18 protein-coding genes, 2 tRNA genes and 1 pseudogene are annotated in these 17319 nt (G+C 54.7%); 4 read left to right on the forward strand and 17 right to left on the reverse strand.

The features are described 5' to 3' along the window. Positions 1-41: 41 nt before the first annotated feature. The 9 genes and pseudogenes from AACO21_RS15955 to AACO21_RS15995 all read right to left on the reverse strand — a co-directional run bounded on the left by AACO21_RS15955 (position 42) and on the right by AACO21_RS15995 (position 5622). Entirely contained in the window at positions 42-665 is a 624-nt protein-coding gene (locus AACO21_RS15955; RefSeq protein WP_346193520.1) for a hypothetical protein, read from the reverse strand. Between the two features lie 9 nt (positions 666-674). Beyond that, positions 675-908 (reverse strand): annotated as a pseudogene (locus AACO21_RS15960) (hypothetical protein); the annotation flags it as partial. Positions 909-929: 21 nt separating this feature from the next. Further along, complete coding sequence (locus AACO21_RS15965; protein ID WP_346193521.1) at positions 930-1448, reverse strand: hypothetical protein; 519 nt, start codon at positions 1446-1448, stop codon at positions 930-932. Positions 1449-1785: 337 nt separating this feature from the next. Continuing rightward, positions 1786-2769 carry a hypothetical protein gene (locus tag AACO21_RS15970; RefSeq protein ID WP_346193522.1) on the reverse strand — a complete coding sequence of 328 codons (984 nt, stop codon included), beginning with the start codon at positions 2767-2769 and terminating at the stop codon, positions 1786-1788. A 14-nt stretch (positions 2770-2783) separates the two neighbouring features. After that, positions 2784-3662, reverse strand: coding sequence for a hypothetical protein (locus tag AACO21_RS15975; RefSeq protein WP_346193523.1), 879 nt, complete (start codon positions 3660-3662; stop codon positions 2784-2786). Between the two features lie 17 nt (positions 3663-3679). Further along, positions 3680-4129 carry a single-stranded DNA-binding protein gene (gene ssb, locus AACO21_RS15980; RefSeq protein WP_346193524.1) on the reverse strand — a complete coding sequence of 150 codons (450 nt, stop codon included), beginning with the start codon at positions 4127-4129 and terminating at the stop codon, positions 3680-3682. 23 nt (positions 4130-4152) lie between these two features. Beyond that, complete coding sequence (locus AACO21_RS15985) at positions 4153-4644, reverse strand: hypothetical protein (RefSeq protein ID WP_346193525.1); 492 nt, start codon at positions 4642-4644, stop codon at positions 4153-4155. A gap of 11 nt (positions 4645-4655) precedes the next feature. Next, positions 4656-5084: a hypothetical protein gene (locus AACO21_RS15990; protein ID WP_346193526.1), complete on the reverse strand. Its 429-nt coding sequence runs from the start codon at positions 5082-5084 to the stop codon at positions 4656-4658. After that, complete coding sequence (locus AACO21_RS15995; protein ID WP_346193527.1) at positions 5071-5622, reverse strand: hypothetical protein; 552 nt, start codon at positions 5620-5622, stop codon at positions 5071-5073. Before AACO21_RS15995 ends, AACO21_RS15990 begins: the two co-directional genes overlap by 14 nt. A gap of 43 nt (positions 5623-5665) precedes the next feature. Here AACO21_RS15995 and AACO21_RS16000 point away from each other — a divergent pair, with 43 nt between their 5' ends. Further along, complete coding sequence (locus AACO21_RS16000) at positions 5666-6250, forward strand: hypothetical protein (RefSeq protein ID WP_346193528.1); 585 nt, start codon at positions 5666-5668, stop codon at positions 6248-6250. Between the two features lie 600 nt (positions 6251-6850). Here the strand turns inward: AACO21_RS16000 and AACO21_RS16005 are convergent. Next, a complete protein-coding gene (locus tag AACO21_RS16005) occupies positions 6851-7423 on the reverse strand; it encodes a translation initiation factor IF-2 N-terminal domain-containing protein (RefSeq protein WP_346193529.1) in 573 nt (190 codons plus the stop codon). 136 nt (positions 7424-7559) lie between these two features. Here AACO21_RS16005 and AACO21_RS16010 point away from each other — a divergent pair, with 136 nt between their 5' ends. Both AACO21_RS16010 and AACO21_RS16015 read left to right on the forward strand, forming a co-directional pair. Beyond that, positions 7560-8180 (forward strand): hypothetical protein, encoded by a 621-nt coding sequence (locus tag AACO21_RS16010; protein ID WP_346193530.1) that lies wholly within the window; start codon positions 7560-7562, stop codon positions 8178-8180. 75 nt (positions 8181-8255) lie between these two features. Next, on the forward strand, positions 8256-9401 hold the full coding sequence (locus AACO21_RS16015) for a hypothetical protein (protein ID WP_346193531.1): 1146 nt from the start codon (positions 8256-8258) through the stop codon (positions 9399-9401). A 115-nt stretch (positions 9402-9516) separates the two neighbouring features. Here the strand turns inward: AACO21_RS16015 and AACO21_RS16020 are convergent. Both AACO21_RS16020 and AACO21_RS16025 read right to left on the reverse strand, forming a co-directional pair. Continuing rightward, positions 9517-9593, reverse strand: a tRNA-Arg gene (locus AACO21_RS16020). A gap of 28 nt (positions 9594-9621) precedes the next feature. After that, positions 9622-9698, reverse strand: a tRNA-Pro gene (locus AACO21_RS16025). 139 nt (positions 9699-9837) lie between these two features. Between AACO21_RS16025 and dksA the strand changes: the two genes are divergently transcribed. Next, positions 9838-10263: an RNA polymerase-binding protein DksA gene (gene dksA / locus AACO21_RS16030; protein WP_346193532.1), complete on the forward strand. Its 426-nt coding sequence runs from the start codon at positions 9838-9840 to the stop codon at positions 10261-10263. A 315-nt stretch (positions 10264-10578) separates the two neighbouring features. Here dksA and pnp read toward each other — a convergent pair whose 3' ends face one another. The 5 genes from pnp to infB form a co-directional block, all read right to left on the reverse strand. After that, positions 10579-12702: a polyribonucleotide nucleotidyltransferase gene (gene pnp / locus AACO21_RS16035; RefSeq protein ID WP_346193533.1), complete on the reverse strand. Its 2124-nt coding sequence runs from the start codon at positions 12700-12702 to the stop codon at positions 10579-10581. A 133-nt stretch (positions 12703-12835) separates the two neighbouring features. After that, positions 12836-13102 (reverse strand): 30S ribosomal protein S15, encoded by a 267-nt coding sequence (rpsO, locus tag AACO21_RS16040; RefSeq protein WP_346193534.1) that lies wholly within the window; start codon positions 13100-13102, stop codon positions 12836-12838. A 100-nt stretch (positions 13103-13202) separates the two neighbouring features. Beyond that, positions 13203-14111, reverse strand: coding sequence for a tRNA pseudouridine(55) synthase TruB (truB, locus tag AACO21_RS16045; RefSeq protein WP_346193535.1), 909 nt, complete (start codon positions 14109-14111; stop codon positions 13203-13205). Between the two features lie 6 nt (positions 14112-14117). Continuing rightward, on the reverse strand, positions 14118-14525 hold the full coding sequence (gene rbfA / locus AACO21_RS16050) for a 30S ribosome-binding factor RbfA (RefSeq protein ID WP_346193536.1): 408 nt from the start codon (positions 14523-14525) through the stop codon (positions 14118-14120). After that, positions 14525-17317, reverse strand: coding sequence for a translation initiation factor IF-2 (gene infB, locus AACO21_RS16055; RefSeq protein WP_346193537.1), 2793 nt, complete (start codon positions 17315-17317; stop codon positions 14525-14527). Before infB ends, rbfA begins: the two co-directional genes overlap by 1 nt. Between the last annotated feature and the right edge of the window lie 2 nt (positions 17318-17319).

Consider the following 17319-nt stretch of genomic DNA (forward strand, 5'->3'; position numbering starts at 1 on the left):
CAAATCACTCGCTCAGAAATCAGGTAAATTAACCATGGACTCTAAAGCCCATTGCTACTGAAAACGGGGGGACGTCGCTTGATTCGTTTCGTGTGTTCTTTGCGGATTTTTTGGCTCAACTCGACAATCAGCGAAGCAAGATGCTGATTTTTCTCGACCACTCTCGAGATTTCCGATTCAATCTCGCGGTGACGGGTGTCAATCAGTGACTGGATTCGTTGCTCCAGCGCCTCTGACAATTCTAGGGACTTTGCTGTTGCAATTTTTGCCTTTGAATCGCATTCATTTGCCCTGGAAATTTCGGCAAGCCACTTCTCACGCATAGCAAGCAACTCTTTTCGAACACACGACAGAGTGGAACTGAGCTCCCTATTTGATAACTCTGTCGCTTCCAGCAATTCATTCTTTTGCTCTAATTCGCTGAGCAAAGCTGCTTCTCTCGATTCTAGCAAGCGAAGTTGCCGCTTCAGTTCATCGGTTGCATCTGGAACTGATACATTTCCTTGGCGCTTCCAATCTTGATACACACGAAACCATTCAGCCTCTTCTTGACTGGCAGGCATGGCATCACCGTTTACAACACGAATAAAGTGCGCCTCCATCCCCGTTGTCGGTTGAATCCTACCTTCTGCTAAAGCAACGATTCGTTCTACATTGCCCCCCATTCCCCCTCCTCAGAACGGTAAGTTATCGTCCAAAAGCCAAACTGGCTGAAGTGCTGATCCCTTTACGTCAGAAATGCTTGAAGTGAAATCTCTAGGCTCACCCCCCTCAACAGGCTGACGAATTTCCCCCGACTTTCCTCCAGCAGTTGATAATTCGCTGGCCTCGATTTTCGTAGTGAAACGATCTACCCCAGAACTATCCTGCCATTTGCGTGTTTTCAAGCGCCCTCCGACAAACACTTGGCTCCCTTTTTTAGATACCGACTAGCAATTGCTGTAGGGACTACCGTCAATGTTGGCCAAACCTCCCATTCTTTCCTCTTGTGTCATCTCCGGTATGGGGCCAGATCGCTCTCGAACTGCTTTGAGATAATATTCCTCTGGAGACAACTCTTCATCAGTTGGCTGATCGGTGAATTGCTGACGCTCAAAGAATTGTTCAATCAGTTTTTGATCGGCTTCTTCCTGCTTTAAACGTAGGTAACCCTCCTTCGTGTAGCCTCGCCCTTCACAGCGCCACCGCCAGTAATTTTTGGCAACACGAGAACGATCACTATCTGTAATACACCCGAGGTTGTCCCGTAGCTTGGCTCTCGCATCATCTTCAGCGAAATATCGCCAACTTGTGCTCTTTTCCACCCACAATGCAATGGCATCATCATCGTCATGGAGGTTGTGGATCGTAGGGTCGAAAACAATGAATCCAACTTCAGTAATCTTGCCAATCCAGACACCATCAAAGAAACGAGGGTTGGCTTTAGCTGAGGCTTTCTGGTCAGTCATGGCGCATAGGATCAATATTTAACTAAAATCCAAGCAACATAAAGTCATCATCTGCGGGCTTTTCTTGAGATGAAATTATGCTCATAGCAATGCACTTATTTAATCGCAGTGCCGCAGCAATTTCGTCGTCAGTAGAGCAGTAGTAAACGTTCTTTTGACAGTCATCACAAAAACGTAGCAAAGAATCAGATGTTTCCAGAAGCTGAGACCACTTTTTGGTGCAGCGAAATTGGATAGGGCAGTTTCTAATCACTTGATTTTTCATACGTTTAATGGTAAATGTCGCATCGGGGAAATTGTCAGATTAGGTCGCGACTTCTACATTTAAAAGTCAGAGTTAAATCACGCCATCGCCAGTGGCTGCCTCTAAATAGGCATGTAATTGTGCAGGCGATTTGAGTTTGACAATATATTGGCAACCATTACCCTGGGGCAGCCATCGGGGGCAGCCAAGAAAATACATATCAAGCAACCTGCCACTGTGTTCTTTTTTCTGGCGAAGAATTAACTCTTCTCCGTGAACAGGACATCGATACGCTTCGACAGCCCCTTTTAATTCCCTATCGTTACGAACTCCCTCCATTCGATCTACGACAATACTGCTATGACCTATCACGAGATCAGAAAACTCTTTGGCATTTAGCTCGGAGAACTCTGGACGTTGTGTTCTTGCAAAAACATCAAAATCTTCCTGTGAAAAGGATTCCCAATGAGAGCAGCGATGCGGGGTTCCATTTCCAGCCCAATACCAACCAGTGCAACCCCAGCCAAGTTGATTCGCGTCAATGGTGCTTTTGCTTCTATCCCATTGCACCTGCATCTGCCATCCACATTTCGGGCACTTTTTCCCATACAAGGTTTGACCTACTGTTGATTGCAGTAGATGGGTCGTTTTATCAGTGATAGTTAATGCAGAATACTCTGACTCTGCGTCGGCAATGTTGGTCGCGATCCGTAACTCATCAGCACTTTGTATCTCGGCGAGGAGCTCGTGGCGTCGGTTTACCAGTTCCCTTCTATGTTCGACCTCACGGGGATTTAGTCCATAGTTAACCGCTTTTTGACCCAGCCTTGCTAGTCGTTCATTAACTTCTCGAAGTTCTTGACTAGTGTCAGCATGAACCACCCGGCTCCCGCTTCCCTCTCGTTGCATCTGACGACGATCCCACTCTTCACGAACCGCCTTGATCGCCGCGATGATTCTGGGTTTAGCCTCAGCCGCAACCCTCGCTCCAATTCGTGCAAGTGCACCGCCTCCAGCTATGGCAACTTTGACAACTCCGACTGCAATGCTGCCTAAAATGTCTGAAAGTATCCCCATGGCTGCATTCGCTCCTATTTATGCCCGAACAAAGCGCGCAACCCTGAGCCAACGGCAGCAAAACCGTCGCTTACAGTGGCAACAGCCTTCTCGCCGGGAGTATTGACCCGAGATGCAGCGTCATTACCTTCAACAGCCGCATTCACAGCAAATAGCATCTGATGAGCCTCTAATGGCATGGAGAATGGGAGGTCTTTGTAGGCCGCAGGCTGTAGCGTTGCATCAACCGCGAGGTGATATGCGATGCCAACACTGGCACCAGCGGAAAGCTGAGACGCAATCTGATCTTTGGTGCTGCTGATCTGCTCCCAAAATTCAGAACGCTCACCAGGAGGAAGCTTGTCACAGACGATCCCTGCCAGATCCGCCAGCGCCAATATCGACGTTTCCACAATGATGCCCGCAATGATCGAATGCGTGAACAGTGAGCGGTGGTCGCCTATTCCCCACATGGCTATATCGGTATCCGGGATTCCCCCATTCCCATCAACGCCACCTGATCCCGCAATAAAGCCAAGAGCCAAGGCGAGAACGCCGGGCGCATTTTTCTTGGGTTCATCCAGAACTGCCTTACTGACAAATTCAACGGTACGCCAGGTGCGTTTTCCAAAATCCAGCGTTGTATCAATACCCGCGGCTGTCCGCTGCCCGAGGTGAGCAGAGAAATCACCTTTTTTCCAGGCATTTACGCCGTTTCCGACTTCCTCTCCGAGTGCTTTTCCGACCCCAGAAATCAGCGCACCAAAATTCTTTACTCGCCTTTTTGCAATCGTAGGGAGTCGGCTTACAGAGCTTTTGCTCCAAGTTTTCAAGTCATCGGATGTGGTGCGGGAGAGCGCGAGTTTCAGTTCATCGAACAGGCCAACTTCATTGATGTATTTTGTGTCTGCCATTTGAAATCTCCTCCGCGTCAGAAGGGAATGTCATCATCGACCCAGCTTGGAGGTGTTTTGCTCCCCTTACTGCCAAAGTCATCGGTCCTGGCAGGCTCTTGTTTCTCAGGCGCAGCGGCTGAGGTAGCCTGACCTTTGCCACCCAGCATCGTCATCTCATTGGCTTCGATTTCCGTGGTGTAGCGGTCTTGCCCGTCCTTGTCTTGCCACTTTCGCGTACGAATGCGCCCTTCGATATAGACTTGCGATCCCTTCCGGAGATACTGGCTGGCGATCTCTGCAAGCTTTCGGTAAAGAACTACACGGTGCCACTCGGTGGCTTCCCGCTTTTCGCCTGACGCCTTGTCTTTCCACGTATCCGTCGTCGCGATCCTCAGATTACAAACGGGGTCACCATTGCTGAAGGCGCGTAGTTCTGGATCTGCGCCAAGATTGCCGATCAGCACTACTTTGTTGACTGAAGCCATTTATTCCTCTGTTTTGTCTATTGTTAGGTTGGGATGCCTTTTTGAAGATAGGCGACCATTCGTAAATCATTGCAACGCAACGCTTGGGTATAGCCCTCTATGTGAGGCGCGTACAAGGGCTTCTCAGCATCCTGGAAACGCTTGAGCACTTGCGCCATCGCCCAGGCTTCGCCCTCAGCAAGTTCCGTGTTTTCGATTTTCAGAATTTCGCGGGCAATTGAAAAAGCCTTGAGAACAAACAGCGCGTCATCAACCATATCGCTACTACCTTCCCAGCTTTCGTGCGCCTCAACTGAAAAAACGCCTAACACGGGTTCGTTTTTGTGCGATGGGTCGTGCAAACTCCACTCTGCACCGATGAAGAGGCAAGGCTCTCGGTCTGGCCCATAAATGACCAACAAGTGGTGATATTGGATGATCCCTGCCGACTCAATGTTTCCGAGCAGCGATGCCATGTAGTCATCGTTTAGGGGAAACGAGACCACTCTCTCGGCATTGATGATTTTCGGCTGCATCCCATCTCCTGCTAGTACAGGTAGTAACTTTCAAGCGGCTGCCAACGACCAAACTCAATACCGTTCCAACCGCGATTCGGAACTTCGTTCATCGTGTAAATCAGGGTAGAAGCCGATACACAGCCATGCAGCGTGGCGAAAGCGCCTTTTTGGTTCTGGCAGGTAAAGATTCGTGCTACCCAATTTGTCCCCTGCCATAACAGGCGTTTTTTTCCCTTCAACTTGTGTAACTCAAAGCTCACGTAAGGGTCATCATGGTTTGCTACCCAGTTTCTGGTAGTGATCGTTATGTAGCCCCGTGTTGCGGCCTCGACGTTCAAGTCCCCGACGAAACCCTTGCTTACCCAGTCATCAAGGACCAACTTCATTCCATGGAAATCCGTGTCGTCGAATGACAGATGGTTGAGTTGAAACGACGCAGAGTCTTCACCTACCGTCATTTTGTTCTCCTTCCAAGGAGCGTTTCTCCCACTCACTTGCAGCCTTTTCGTCAGCAATCGCAATCTCAAAGGCGCTTCTAACCCCGTATTCCTGACCAAACAGATGGGCGCAAATTAAGGATCGGACATACTCACCGAGCGTTACCTGCACTCCTTCGGCCAATTTTTGCAGTTCAGCCTTCATCTTGGCTGGGACAAATATTTTTAACGCATAAATATTCTTGCCCAGGCTTGGTGGCTCTGGCTCTCTTACGCCCATCAACGAATATTTGGTTGTTTTGGGTTCATACACGCCTATCCGTGCTTCTCGCATTCGCTGAAGTTCGTACTGGCCGTAGAGATAGCTCACGAAATATTCGATCAAATATACGGTCATTGATGTTTCGGCTCGATCTGCAAGCTCTTCCAGTGCAGTTTTTGCGGGTTCAGGCAGCCACACCCGAAGCTGATCTGACTGTGTGTTGAGTCCCTGGTAGTCCCGCTCTGGTATTAGCCGCCTAAGCCCCTCTCCGCTCTTGTTGATGGCCCAGTCTGACATGCGGTCACTTGAGATTCTCATTTTTCCCCTACGATTTTTGTCGATGACGTTCGCAATTTTGGCTCTAATCTATCATCTCGAATTCGTTCCGTCTTCATCCATCCTGTATATGAAAGAAGCAATGCCGGACCTGCCACAACATGCGTTCTATCAAACTCTAGAGAATGCTCAGCCCTATCTCTTGAGGTACCACCTTGGCTCTGATGATGGTGGGCCAATATGGAACTCTTCAGGATCAATCGAAAACAACGGGGAGATCGAGATTGAGCCTATCGAGGCTGTCTCGTTGGGAAATGACCTCTACAGGCTTGCTGAAATTTGCAATGGTCCATTTTCTTTTCTGCAACTCAGGTGGGGCGATGAGTTTTTTGCACACCTCACCCTTGGTAACGAACTGGCAATCACTGGTGTCAAAACACCGCTCTCCTATCAGCACTACCAACTGATTACCTCCCGTGCGTTCTCTACAGATGACCCACTTTCGGAAATCATTCATCAGTTTTCCGGGGGCTGGGAGGTGGTCGCCGTAGGTATGCTGACAATCACAGTTCCAATGGTTCGAGTTGACGCTTTTGAGTTGGAAGCCCTGTCAATTGGCTGGAATTTACGAACAGCCAGACTGCGTTAGAGCTAGTTGAGCAATTTGCATTCAATCAAGATGCGTAACTTCTTCCTTGCAACGATTTCGATCTTGCTAGCGCCCGTCCTCATACCTATGCTGATCTGGGAAAAAATGAGTTTGCTGCGAACTCTAGGCCAAGCTGGACACGGATTCCAGCGCAACCTGGACGGTGATTCCAACGGAAGCTGGACAGTTGGAAGCGGTAGCTTAGGACGCAGGGTTAACCCTGGCACCCTCGGCGATTTTGCCGAGGCCCACATGGCATTTAGCAGGTTACCCACCGCCGGCCGCCGGCCAGCTGGCTATAGACGGAGCGCCTACTGTCGGCCGGCCGTGGATAACTCTACGCCCAAGCGTGACAACTTGACCCCAATGACATCACCCGTGTAAAACCCCAACACGCCGCGTCGCTACGCGCCGACTGTCCAGCTTGGTCGGAATACGCATTTACTTGGCATACCAATCAAGTCATCCATCTTTCAGATGTTCGGCCAAAATATAGTGAGGCCTAGGCATGAGCAGCAATTCGGTCTCCGGGGAGTGCTAAAGAGAGACCTTTATTCCGATGACGTAGCGACGGACTGTCCTGATCAACAGTACGCACCCTTAAGAATCGTCGCTTTCAAGCAGCTCCATCATTTTGAAGTGCTGCTCAAGCTCCTTGCTTAAAGGAACAGGCTTTGTAACGTTGCACACGTTGAGCGAGTCGATTTTTGGTGGCTCGTGTTGCACAGGCTTGATGCTCTGCCTTCGAATCTCTTCCAGCTTGTTGCGTCGGCATGAGTCCAGAAATTCAACGTGCCAACGCATATCCGCCGAAGCTCGGGCCTGTATCCGAAATTCTTGGCGATCAGAAGCAGACATTGCCATCCACTCGGGGACAGTCGGCTTCCCTTGCCCGGCAAATTTGCGGCGGAGCAGAATTTTCGGCCTTTTCTCATCAGGAGCCGCGATCGTATCTGCTGCGATTTCCTTGCGAGTCAGAACAATTTTTGTCTTGTTCATCAAGGACTGAGATTGCTGGCGAAGAAACTCAAGCAAAGCTGTTTTGTCTGCAACAGTGAACGAATCCTCTCCGGACGCCTTTTGAACGCCCGCTCTATGTAGCTGAGAAAGCACCGCGCTGACAGGTAACTTCAATTCGTCTGCAAACTGACCAACGGTAGTATCGGCCATCATTTACCGTAACCATGAATATCGTCATGGAATTATGCTTTTGTCGCGGATACTACTCAAGGCAATGGAGAGAAAATCCCGGATTCTATGGGCATGAATCGCCCCGGGTTCGTAAAGGCTCCGTGGTTTAAGTGCAGGCGTGTTCGGCCTGCCCGGCGAATTGCAGATAATAGCGTTGCTCAGCTTCAGCGGTTGGGTGTATCCGAGTGGGCCAAGGATGCGCTGGTGGTTGCCTGCGTTTCCTGCTCAGGCGGACGGCATTCACTACAAGCGCGACTTGTCACTGAAACTCTCCACCTTCGGCCAATTCCTGTTTGCCAATGGTCTGAAATGGACGCCATCGAAGCGGTATGGCTACCTCACTTGGCAGCTCCTCCCGAATGAACTGGAGACCGTGTTCAAACCTTTCAGGGAGGAACTCGATTGCAAAGTGCTGACGGAAAACCCTGTCGCTGATGCCAAAGAAGTTTTGAACAGTAGCGGAGTCGGCCTCTTCGGATTGACCAGCCCTACGTTCGACCACTGGGTATTGGCGGTCGGTATTGGTTGCGACCACGGACAACGTAGCCGTGATGTTTTTCTGATTCTTGATCCGGCATTGCCCCCACTCCCCATGTTGCCGTGGAACGCAACGCTGACGGCAAATGCCAGTCGTCGAGGTTGGCACCGCTACGAAACAGCCAATGGTGAGTGCAAAGTAAATTTCACTGATGCCCTGCTGCTGACACCGCGCAGCGAGGAAACGCCATTGACCGATTAGCCGACATTGAAATCACCAAACCACCCTTTTATGGCCAGCCATCGTGCTGGCCGTTTCCTTATCTGGAGCATGAAAATGAAGAAGCCAATCGAACTGACTGATGATGAATTCACCAAGCTGGCGACGGCTGTTGCCGGACTACCGTTCATACGGCCAATGAAATGGGAAACGTGCTACGTCGAAGACGTGATGCACACGGTGTTGAATTTTCACATTCAGGAGCCTGTGGTCATCAATGCGCTCAACTTCTTTCAGCTACAGGTGCAAAAGCAGCACCACATCAATGACCACCACCAGTTGAAAGGCTTGCTTGCGAAGTTTCCCAACGACAAGTATGGGAATGAGGCAGCCGCGATGTTCCTTTGGTCGAACCGGCACTGGACGCGCATCGAGCTATTGCGGCGACTGCTCGATTTCTTCGAGTCGATTGGCGTGACCGACCAACTAAGTCTTCATGCCTGGATCAAGTCAGCCACGTTTGAAGCTGACTTCAAGGGCAAAGTGAAGGGGCTGGGTATCGCTGTCTGGGAATGGCTGCGCATCCGCTGCGGTATCGACTCGATAAAACCTGACGTGTGGGTCATCAACTTTGCCAAGCGCGTCGTCGGCAAACGCATTTCCGAAAAGGCACTAGTTGATACGTTCGGCCGGATCTCACCGCTGGTGGGTGAGTCGTTGAACACCATCGATGTGACGATCTGGTACTACGAAAAGCTGGCAATGGCGACCGATGACAACCCCGAGCTTCGACTGATTGCCTGGAACATGCTGAAGAATGAACTGGAAGCAAAACTCAGGGATGAAGTACTGCGTGAGTTCAACTGGCAACTGGTCCTCGACGAGCGGCAACGGCTTCGTTTCGAGCAAGCAGGGCTGATGATCCTGCCGGATCGTTCGCTGTTCGGTGAAACGGTTCCAGGAACAACGTCTGCATGTATTCGCCAGTCATCTTGGGAGAAAGGGCTGCAGCTTGAAATGCTGATTCAGCACGATACGTCCTTGCCATTAGCGCTGTTTCAGAAGCTTCAGGAAAACTTGGCTGCGCAGGATTGGGAAGCATCGAACGAGCCTTACTTTTCAGCCAGCCTCGACTTCCAGGAGGACATGAAAATTACGCCGCCGATGACGATTGCTGAATTGGCCGTGTGGGCTTCTGAATTTCTTCGGAAGGCATCACAGGCTCTGACAACGAGTGTTTCTGGATTTAATTCACAAAAGTAAGCCAGTGATGTGATGGTTACAACCATCACATCACAGAAAACTGGTTACAGATTGCTTACAAGTGCCACCGTTTTTTCATTAAAACAAAAATGCGCGCTGTAAGCCATTGATTTATTGGCGCGCCCGGAGGGACTCGAACCCCCGACCTGCTGCTTAGAAGGCAGCTGCTCTATCCAGTTGAGCTACGGGCGCTAAGGGGGAATCAGGCAAGCTGAAGTAATGGTCGGGGCGGTGGGATTCGAACTCACGACCCTCTGCTCCCAAAGCAGATGCGCTACCAGACTGCGCTACGCCCCGACAAGAACTGCATTCTATCATCGCCTTGGGAACCGCGCCAGATGGGCATCTTGCAATGCAACAATAAACTTTCCTTGCCACGATTCACGCTTTCTGATATTTAATCGGGTTTTTCGTCACCACCTAGGCGCATAAGAACATGGCAGAAGACCTGCTCCACAAACATTTTGCCCCCTACCAACCGAAGGAGGGGGAGGAGTACATGAGCACGAAGCAACTTGCGCATTTCCGCAAGATTCTCGAGAGCCTGAAAAAGGAACTGAGCGAGGACATCGACCGCACGGTTCACACCATGCAGGACGAAGCCACCGTATTTGCAGATCCCAACGATCGCGCCAGCCAGGAGACGGACATGGCGATCGAACTGCGTAACCGCGACCGCGAACGCAAGCTGATCAAGAAGATCGACGAAACGCTCACCCGCATCGAAGAAGGTGATTACGGATTCTGCGACAAATGCGGCGTTGACATCGGCATCAAGCGCCTGGAGGCCCGCCCGACAGCCACGCTGTGCATCGATTGCAAGACGCTGGACGAACTCAAGGAAAAGCAGATGGCCAAATAAGGCCATTTCCGGCGCACCGAGCCCATCGGCGCCCCTTGCGTCAGGCACGCCCCTGGCCACTTTAAAAGCCACCCTTGCGGTGGCTTTTTTACGCCCACGGATTGTGCCTGACGACAACAGATGCCCCCTCGGCAAGGCACGGCGCCATCTGACACAGCAGCACCACGCCCCCCCTCCTGCCCGCCTCAAACCCGGAGGACCGAAGCGCCGTTGAGTAGCGCACTCCACCTTTTAGGGCCTGCAACACCGCAACAGGACTGACCAAGAAAAAAGGGCGCCCTCAGGCGCCCTCTTCTTCAACCGGAAAACCGGCGATTACTGCTGTTGCTGCTGTTGCTGAACAGCACCTTCTTCGGCAGCGACCGCCTTCATGGACAGCTTGACGCGGCCGCGATCGTCGGTCTCCAGGACCTTGACGCGAACAACCTGGCCTTCCTTGACGTAGTCTTCGACCTTGTTGACACGCTCCTGAGCGATCTGGGAGATGTGCAGCAGACCATCCTTGCCCGCCAGGACCTGAACGATGGCACCGAAGTCGAGGATCTTGAGGACGGTGCCTTCGTAGATCTTGCCGACTTCAACTTCTGCGGTGATCGCATCGATACGGGCGCGGGCAGCGGCAGCGGCGTCGCCGGAGGTGGCGGCGATGGTGATCGTGCCATCATCCTGGATATCGATGGTGGTGCCGGTTTCTTCGGTGATCGAACGGATCACCGCACCGCCCTTGCCGATCACGTCACGGATCTTTTCCGGATTGATCTTGAAGGTGTAGAGACGCGGTGCGTAGGCGGACATTTCCTCACGCGGGCCGGCGGCAGATTCCTGCATCAGACCGAGGATGTGCAGACGGGCGTCCTTGGCCTGAGCCAGGGCAACCTGCATGATTTCCTTGGTGATGCCCTGGATCTTGATATCCATCTGCAGCGCCGTGATACCCGTGGTCGAACCGGCCACCTTGAAGTCCATGTCGCCGAGGTGATCTTCATCACCCAGGATGTCGGTCAGAACGGCAAAGCGGTTGCCATCCTTGATCAGACCCATGGCGATACCGGCCACGTGCGCCTTGAGCGGCACACCGGCGTCGAGCAGTGCCAGGCAGCCGCCACAGACGGAAGCCATCGACGAGGAGCCGTTGGATTCGGTAATTTCGGACACAACACGCATCGAGTAGGAGAAATCCTCCGGTGCCGGCAGCACGGCCAGCAGGGCGCGCTTGGCCAGACGGCCGTGACCGATTTCACGACGCTTCGGCGTACCGACGCGGCCGCATTCGCCGGTGGCGTACGGAGGCATGTTGTAGTGCAGCATGAAGCGGTCGCGGTATTCACCGGCCAGCGCGTCGATGATCTGCTCGTCGCGGTTGGTACCGAGGGTGGCGACAGCCAGGGCCTGGGTTTCGCCACGGGTGAACAGGGCCGAACCGTGGGTGCGCGGCAGCACGCCGGAACGCATGGTGATCGGACGCACGGTGCGGGTGTCCCGACCGTCGATACGCGGCTGACCGGACAGGATACGGCCACGCACGATGGCGGCTTCCATTTCGAAGAACAGGTTGCCGACGGTGTTGGCATCCGGCGCACCTTCTTCACCGGTGCACAGGGCGGCAACGGCTTCGGCGGCGATTGCCTTGACGGTCTGGCTACGGGCCTGCTTGGAGGTGATGCTGTAAGCCTCTTCCAGCTTGGCACCAACCAATTCCTGCAGGCGGGCAACCAGCGCTTCGTCCTTGGCCGGGGCTTGCCATTCCCATTCCGGCTTGCCGGCTTCTTCAACCAGCTCATTGATGGCGTTGATCGCCTTCTGCATTTCGGTGTGACCGAAAACCACGGCGCCGAGCATGACATCTTCAGACAGCTGGTCAGCTTCGGATTCGACCATCAACACGGCAGCTTCGGTACCGGCAACGACGAGGTCCAGCTTGCTGTCCTTGAGTTGGCTCAGGGTCGGGCACAGGACGTACTGGCCGTTGATGTAACCGACGCGGGCTGCACCGATCGGGCCGGCGAACGGAATGCCGGAAATGGCCAGTGCAGCGGAAGCACCGATCATCGCCGGGATATCGGAATCTACTTCCGGATTCAGCGAGACGACGGTCGCGACGACCTGCACTTCATTGTAGAAACCTTCCGGGAACAGCGGACGGATCGGACGATCGATCAGGCGGGAAGTCAGCGTTTCCTTCTCGGACGGGCGACCTTCGCGCTTGAAGAAACCACCGGGGATACGACCGGCAGCGTAAACCTTTTCCTGATAATCAACGGTCAGCGGGAAGAAATCCTGACCCGGCTTGGCGCTCTTGGCACCAACGACGGTCACCAGCACAACCGTCTCTTCCATCGACACCATCACGGCGCCGCCTGCCTGGCGAGCGACTTCACCGGTCTCAATCGTTACCTGGTGGTCGCCGTAGGCGAAAGTCTTTTTCACGACGTTAAACATGTACTTCCTTTCACTCTCAACACATTTATCAACAATAACAACAACTTACAACATCAAAGAACAATAGAACAACAAAAAAGCAAAAAGCGGCCGGGAAAATTTCCGGGCCGCTTTTTCAAGGCTTTGGCAGCGATTACTTACGCAGGCCAAGCTTGGTGATCAGGGTGCGGTAACGATCCACGTCCTTGCCCTTCAGGTAGTCCAGCAGCTTGCGACGCTGGGAAACCAGGCGCAGCAGACCACGACGGGAGTGGTGATCCTTGGTGTGCTCCTTGAAGTGCGGCTGGAGGTCGTTGATGCGGGCGGTCAGCAGCGCGACCTGGACTTCCGGGGAACCGGTGTCGCCCTTGCCTTGGGCAAATTCAGCAACGATGCTGGCTTTCTTTTCGGTAGTGATCATTTCAAAACCCTCTAGGTTGATACGACGCTGCCCCGGTTTGATAGAGCAGTCGCCAGTTGAAAAAACTTCCCGCAGAAACGGGAAGCCTTGGATTATAGCGTTAATTTGCGAGCTGTACCAGTCGTTTTGGCCACAAACGCCCTTCCCGTCCCGGCTCACCCACACCAATGAGACGCCCTGCCTCATAAATACGGATTTTGCCGCTCAGGCCTTCGGGCAAATTCACCGGATTGCCATGACGAAAACGGGCTGCTGCCTCACCTTCGAGGGTCAGCACAGGCAGACTTTGCAGCAAGGCATCGACCGGTGCCAGGCGCTTCATGCGGTCAACCTCATCCAGGGCCTCGATTTCAGCCAAGGTCACCGCGTGCATGAGGTCCAGATCCGCTACTACCGTGCGGCGCAAGGCCGTCAGATGCGCACCGCAGCCCAAGGCCTGCCCGATATCCGCGGCCAGCACCCGAATATAGGTGCCTTTGCTGCAGCGCACGCGAATGCGCAGCACGTCGCCGGCGAAATCAAGGACTTCCAGGGCATGGATGGTCACCGCACGCGCAGCGCGCTCGACCTCAATCCCCTGGCGCGCCAGTTCATACAGCGGACGCCCGTCCCGCTTCAAGGCGGAATGCATGGGCGGCACCTGCTCGATCGGACCGGTGAAGCGCGGCAGCACGGCCAAAATGGCCGCTTCAGCAACGTCGACCGTCGCCGTGGCAATCACTTGGCCCTCCGCATCGCCGGAGTCGGTCGTCACCCCCAGCTTGAGTTCGGCCTCGTAGGTCTTGTCAGCATCCAGGAGATCGGCGGAAAACTTGGTTGCCTCACCAAAACACAGCGGCAACAAACCAGACGCCAGCGGATCGAGCGTCCCGGTATGGCCGCCTTTGGCCGCAGAAAACAAACGACGCGCCTTTTGCAGCGCGTCGTTGGAGGAGAGGCCCACCGGCTTGTCGAGCAGGAGGACGCCATCGACCTGTTTCCAGGTCTTCTTGACCTTCGGTGCTTCCATCGATAATCAGGCGTCGTCGCGCGGCGTCTCGGCCGCATCCGGTTCCGGCTCAGCCGTCACCGCATTGGCCTGGTCGATCAGCTGCGACAGGCTGCTACCGCGCTCCAGAGAATTGTCGTAGACAAAGTGGAGTTCCGGCAGGGTATGGATATGGATACGACGACCCAGTTCACGACGCAGAAAGCCGGAGGCCCGCTTCAGGCCACGCTGGATGTCTTCCAGATGATCCGAATTGAGCGTCGTGAAAAAGATCTTGGCATGGGCGTAGTCCGGCGTCAGCTCAACCTCGGTGAGGCTGATCATGCCGACGCGCGGGTCCTTCAGTTCGGTACGGATCAGGTCAGCGAGGTCGCGGCGGACTTGCTCCGCGACCCGTTCGCTACGCTGAAACCCTCTTGGACGTTGCTTCTTCATCAGAGGGAACGCGCCACTTCCTGGATTTCGTACACTTCGAGCTGATCGCCGACTTCGATATCGTTGTTGCCGCGCAGCGACAGACCGCATTCGAAGTTGGAACGCACTTCCTTGACGTCGTCCTTGAAGCGCTTCAGCGAGTCGAGCTCGCCGTCCCACTGAACCACGTTGTTGCGGATCAGGCGAACACGCGAAGCGCGCTTGACGATCCCTTCCAGCACGTAACAACCGGCAATCGTACCCACCTTGGAGATGGTGTAGACCTGACGGATCTCGACCATACCGGTCACCTGCTCGCGCTTCTCCGGCGCCAGCATGCCGGACAGGGCTGCCTTGACTTCGTCGACCGCGTCGTAAATCACGTTGTAGTAACGGATATCGACTTCGAAAGACTCGGCCAGCTTGCGCGCACCCGCATCGGCACGGGTATTGAAGCCGATGATGACGGCACCGGAAGCCTGGGCCAGGTTGACGTCGGATTCGCTGATTGCACCCACGGCACCGTGAATGACATTGACGCGAACTTCCTCGTTGGAGAGCTTCTGGAGCGACTGCACCAGCGCTTCCTGAGAGCCCTGCACGTCTGCCTTGATAATGAGCGGCAGGGTCTTGACCTCGCCTTCTTCCATCTGCTGGAACATGCTTTCGAGCTTGGCAGCCTGCTGCTTGGCCAGCTTGACGTCACGGAACTTGCCCTGACGGAACAAGGCGATTTCACGCGCCTTCTTCTCGTCGGTCAGCACGATGGCTTCTTCGCCGGCACCCGGCACATCGGACAGACCGAGAATCTCGACCGGAATCGACGGACCGGCTTCGTTGATCGGCTTGCCGTTCTCGTCCAGCATGGCGCGGACCTTACCGAAGACCTGACCAGCCAGCACGACATCGCCGCGCTTCAGGGTACCGGACTGAACAAGCATGGTTGCCACGGCACCGCGCCCCTTGTCGAGACGGGCTTCGATGATCAGGCCCTTGGCCGGTGCATCCTTGGCCGCCGTCAGTTCCAGAATTTCAGCCTGGAGCAGCACGTTTTCAAGCAGCTCGTCGATGCCCGTACCCTTCTTGGCGGAAACCGCGATGAAGGGAGAATCACCGCCGTACTCTTCCGGAATGACGCCCTCGGCCACCAGTTCCTGCTTGACGCGGTCCGGGTTGGCATCCGGCTTGTCGATCTTGTTGACCGCAACCACGAGCGGCACACCCGCCGCCTTGGCGTGGTGAATCGCTTCCTTGGTCTGCGGCATCACGCCGTCGTCCGCCGCCACCACCAGGATGACGATGTCGGTCGCCTTGGCACCACGCGCACGCATTGCCGTAAAGGCTTCGTGACCCGGGGTATCCAGGAAGGTGATCATGCCGCGCTCGGTTTCCACGTGGTAGGCACCGATATGCTGCGTAATGCCACCTGCTTCACCGGCCGCCACTTTGGCGCGACGGATGTAGTCCAGCAGCGAGGTCTTGCCGTGGTCGACGTGACCCATCACGGTCACCACCGGCGCACGCGGCTCAACCGCCACATCCTTGTGCTCGGCATGCTCCTCGAGGAAGGCATCCGGATCGTCCAGCTTGGCAGCCAGCGCCTTGTGACCCATTTCCTCGACCACAATCATGGCCGTTTCCTGGTCCAGCACCTGGTTGATCGTTACCATCGAGCCCATTTTCATCATGGCCTTGATGATCTCGGTGGCCTTGATCGCCATCTTGTGGGCCAGATCGGAAACGGAAATGGTTTCCGGCACATGGACTTCGCGCACAACCGGCTCGGTCGGCGCCTGGAAGCTGCCCTGACCGTCGTCGTTCTTGTGCGATTTCTTGTGACCGTGGCGGTTGTCCTTCCAGCCACCCGCATCACCACCGCGGGTCTTCAGGCCACCCTTTTTCTTGCCTTCATCGGCAGCACGGCCACCCTTGTCGTTCTTGTCAGCCTTCTTGGCGCCCGGCGCGTCAGGACGCTTGTGCAGCGTACCCTTCTCGCCTTCGCCCGCCTTGGCCTGGGCCGCAGCCTGCTGCTTGGCCTGCTCGGCGGCCTTGGCGGCAGCCGCAGCCGCTTCAGCTTGCTGACGCTTGATCACGAGCTGTGCTTCACGGGCCTTTTTCTCGGCCAGTTCACGCTCCTGAATTTCACGCAGACGACTGGCCCGCTTGGCCGCCTCTTCACGTGACTGCAGTTCTTTTTCGCCGATGATGGCGGCGCGATTGAGGATACGCGGACGCACTTCTGCGACCACATTCTCAGCAGGTTCTTCTGCAACGGTTTCGGCAATCACTTCCGGCTCCGGCTCGACCACCGGCTCCGGTTCCGGTTCCGGCTCAACAACCGGCTCGGGCTCCGGCTCAACAACCGGTTCCGGTTCGGGCTCGGGGGCCACTTCGACAACCGGCTCCGGCACGAGCTCAACGACCGGCGCTTCAACCGATTCGAGCAGGGCCTCGTCATGTACCAGATGCTCGGCATCCAGTGCCGCATCGGCGGCATGATCCAGACCACCTTCACCAGCCTCACGCTTCACGAGAACGCGTTTCTTGCGCACTTCAACCTGTACGGTGCGCGCACGACCATGAGAGTCAGTGGCCTTGATTTCCGAGGTTTGCTTGCGGGTCAGCGTGATCTTGTTCTTCGGCTCTTCACCGTGCGAGCGGCGCAGGTAGTCGAGCAGACGGGTCTTGTCCTGATCGGTCAGGGTATCGCTCTGACCTTGTTTGGCGACCCCGGCCTTGCCGAGCTGCTCGAGCAGCACGGCAACCGGCATCTTAAGTTCTACGGCAAATTGCGAAACGGTTGTTGCAGACATAC

It is taken from the genome of Dechloromonas sp. ZS-1 (assembly GCF_039649255.1).
Lineage (GTDB): Bacteria > Pseudomonadota > Gammaproteobacteria > Burkholderiales > Rhodocyclaceae > Azonexus.

What these genes read in the sequence shown, in the direction of transcription:
- AACO21_RS15955 (WP_346193520.1), bottom strand. Translation starts at nt 665, where the DNA reads ATGGGGGGCAATGTAGAACGAATCGTTGCTTTAGCAGAAGGTAGGATT.
- AACO21_RS15965 (WP_346193521.1), bottom strand. Translation starts at nt 1,448, where the DNA reads ATGACTGACCAGAAAGCCTCAGCTAAAGCCAACCCTCGTTTCTTTGAT.
- AACO21_RS15970 (WP_346193522.1), bottom strand. Translation starts at nt 2,769, where the DNA reads ATGGGGATACTTTCAGACATTTTAGGCAGCATTGCAGTCGGAGTTGTC.
- AACO21_RS15975 (WP_346193523.1), bottom strand. Translation starts at nt 3,662, where the DNA reads ATGGCAGACACAAAATACATCAATGAAGTTGGCCTGTTCGATGAACTG.
- ssb (WP_346193524.1), bottom strand. Translation starts at nt 4,129, where the DNA reads ATGGCTTCAGTCAACAAAGTAGTGCTGATCGGCAATCTTGGCGCAGAT.
- AACO21_RS15985 (WP_346193525.1), bottom strand. Translation starts at nt 4,644, where the DNA reads ATGCAGCCGAAAATCATCAATGCCGAGAGAGTGGTCTCGTTTCCCCTA.
- AACO21_RS15990 (WP_346193526.1), bottom strand. Translation starts at nt 5,084, where the DNA reads ATGACGGTAGGTGAAGACTCTGCGTCGTTTCAACTCAACCATCTGTCA.
- AACO21_RS15995 (WP_346193527.1), bottom strand. Translation starts at nt 5,622, where the DNA reads ATGTCAGACTGGGCCATCAACAAGAGCGGAGAGGGGCTTAGGCGGCTA.
- AACO21_RS16000 (WP_346193528.1), top strand. Translation starts at nt 5,666, where the DNA reads ATGACGTTCGCAATTTTGGCTCTAATCTATCATCTCGAATTCGTTCCG.
- AACO21_RS16005 (WP_346193529.1), bottom strand. Translation starts at nt 7,423, where the DNA reads ATGATGGCCGATACTACCGTTGGTCAGTTTGCAGACGAATTGAAGTTA.
- AACO21_RS16015 (WP_346193531.1), top strand. Translation starts at nt 8,256, where the DNA reads ATGAAGAAGCCAATCGAACTGACTGATGATGAATTCACCAAGCTGGCG.
- dksA (WP_346193532.1), top strand. Translation starts at nt 9,838, where the DNA reads ATGGCAGAAGACCTGCTCCACAAACATTTTGCCCCCTACCAACCGAAG.
- pnp (WP_346193533.1), bottom strand. Translation starts at nt 12,702, where the DNA reads ATGTTTAACGTCGTGAAAAAGACTTTCGCCTACGGCGACCACCAGGTA.
- rpsO (WP_346193534.1), bottom strand. Translation starts at nt 13,102, where the DNA reads ATGATCACTACCGAAAAGAAAGCCAGCATCGTTGCTGAATTTGCCCAA.
- truB (WP_346193535.1), bottom strand. Translation starts at nt 14,111, where the DNA reads ATGGAAGCACCGAAGGTCAAGAAGACCTGGAAACAGGTCGATGGCGTC.
- rbfA (WP_346193536.1), bottom strand. Translation starts at nt 14,525, where the DNA reads ATGAAGAAGCAACGTCCAAGAGGGTTTCAGCGTAGCGAACGGGTCGCG.
- infB (WP_346193537.1), bottom strand. Translation starts at nt 17,317, where the DNA reads ATGTCTGCAACAACCGTTTCGCAATTTGCCGTAGAACTTAAGATGCCG.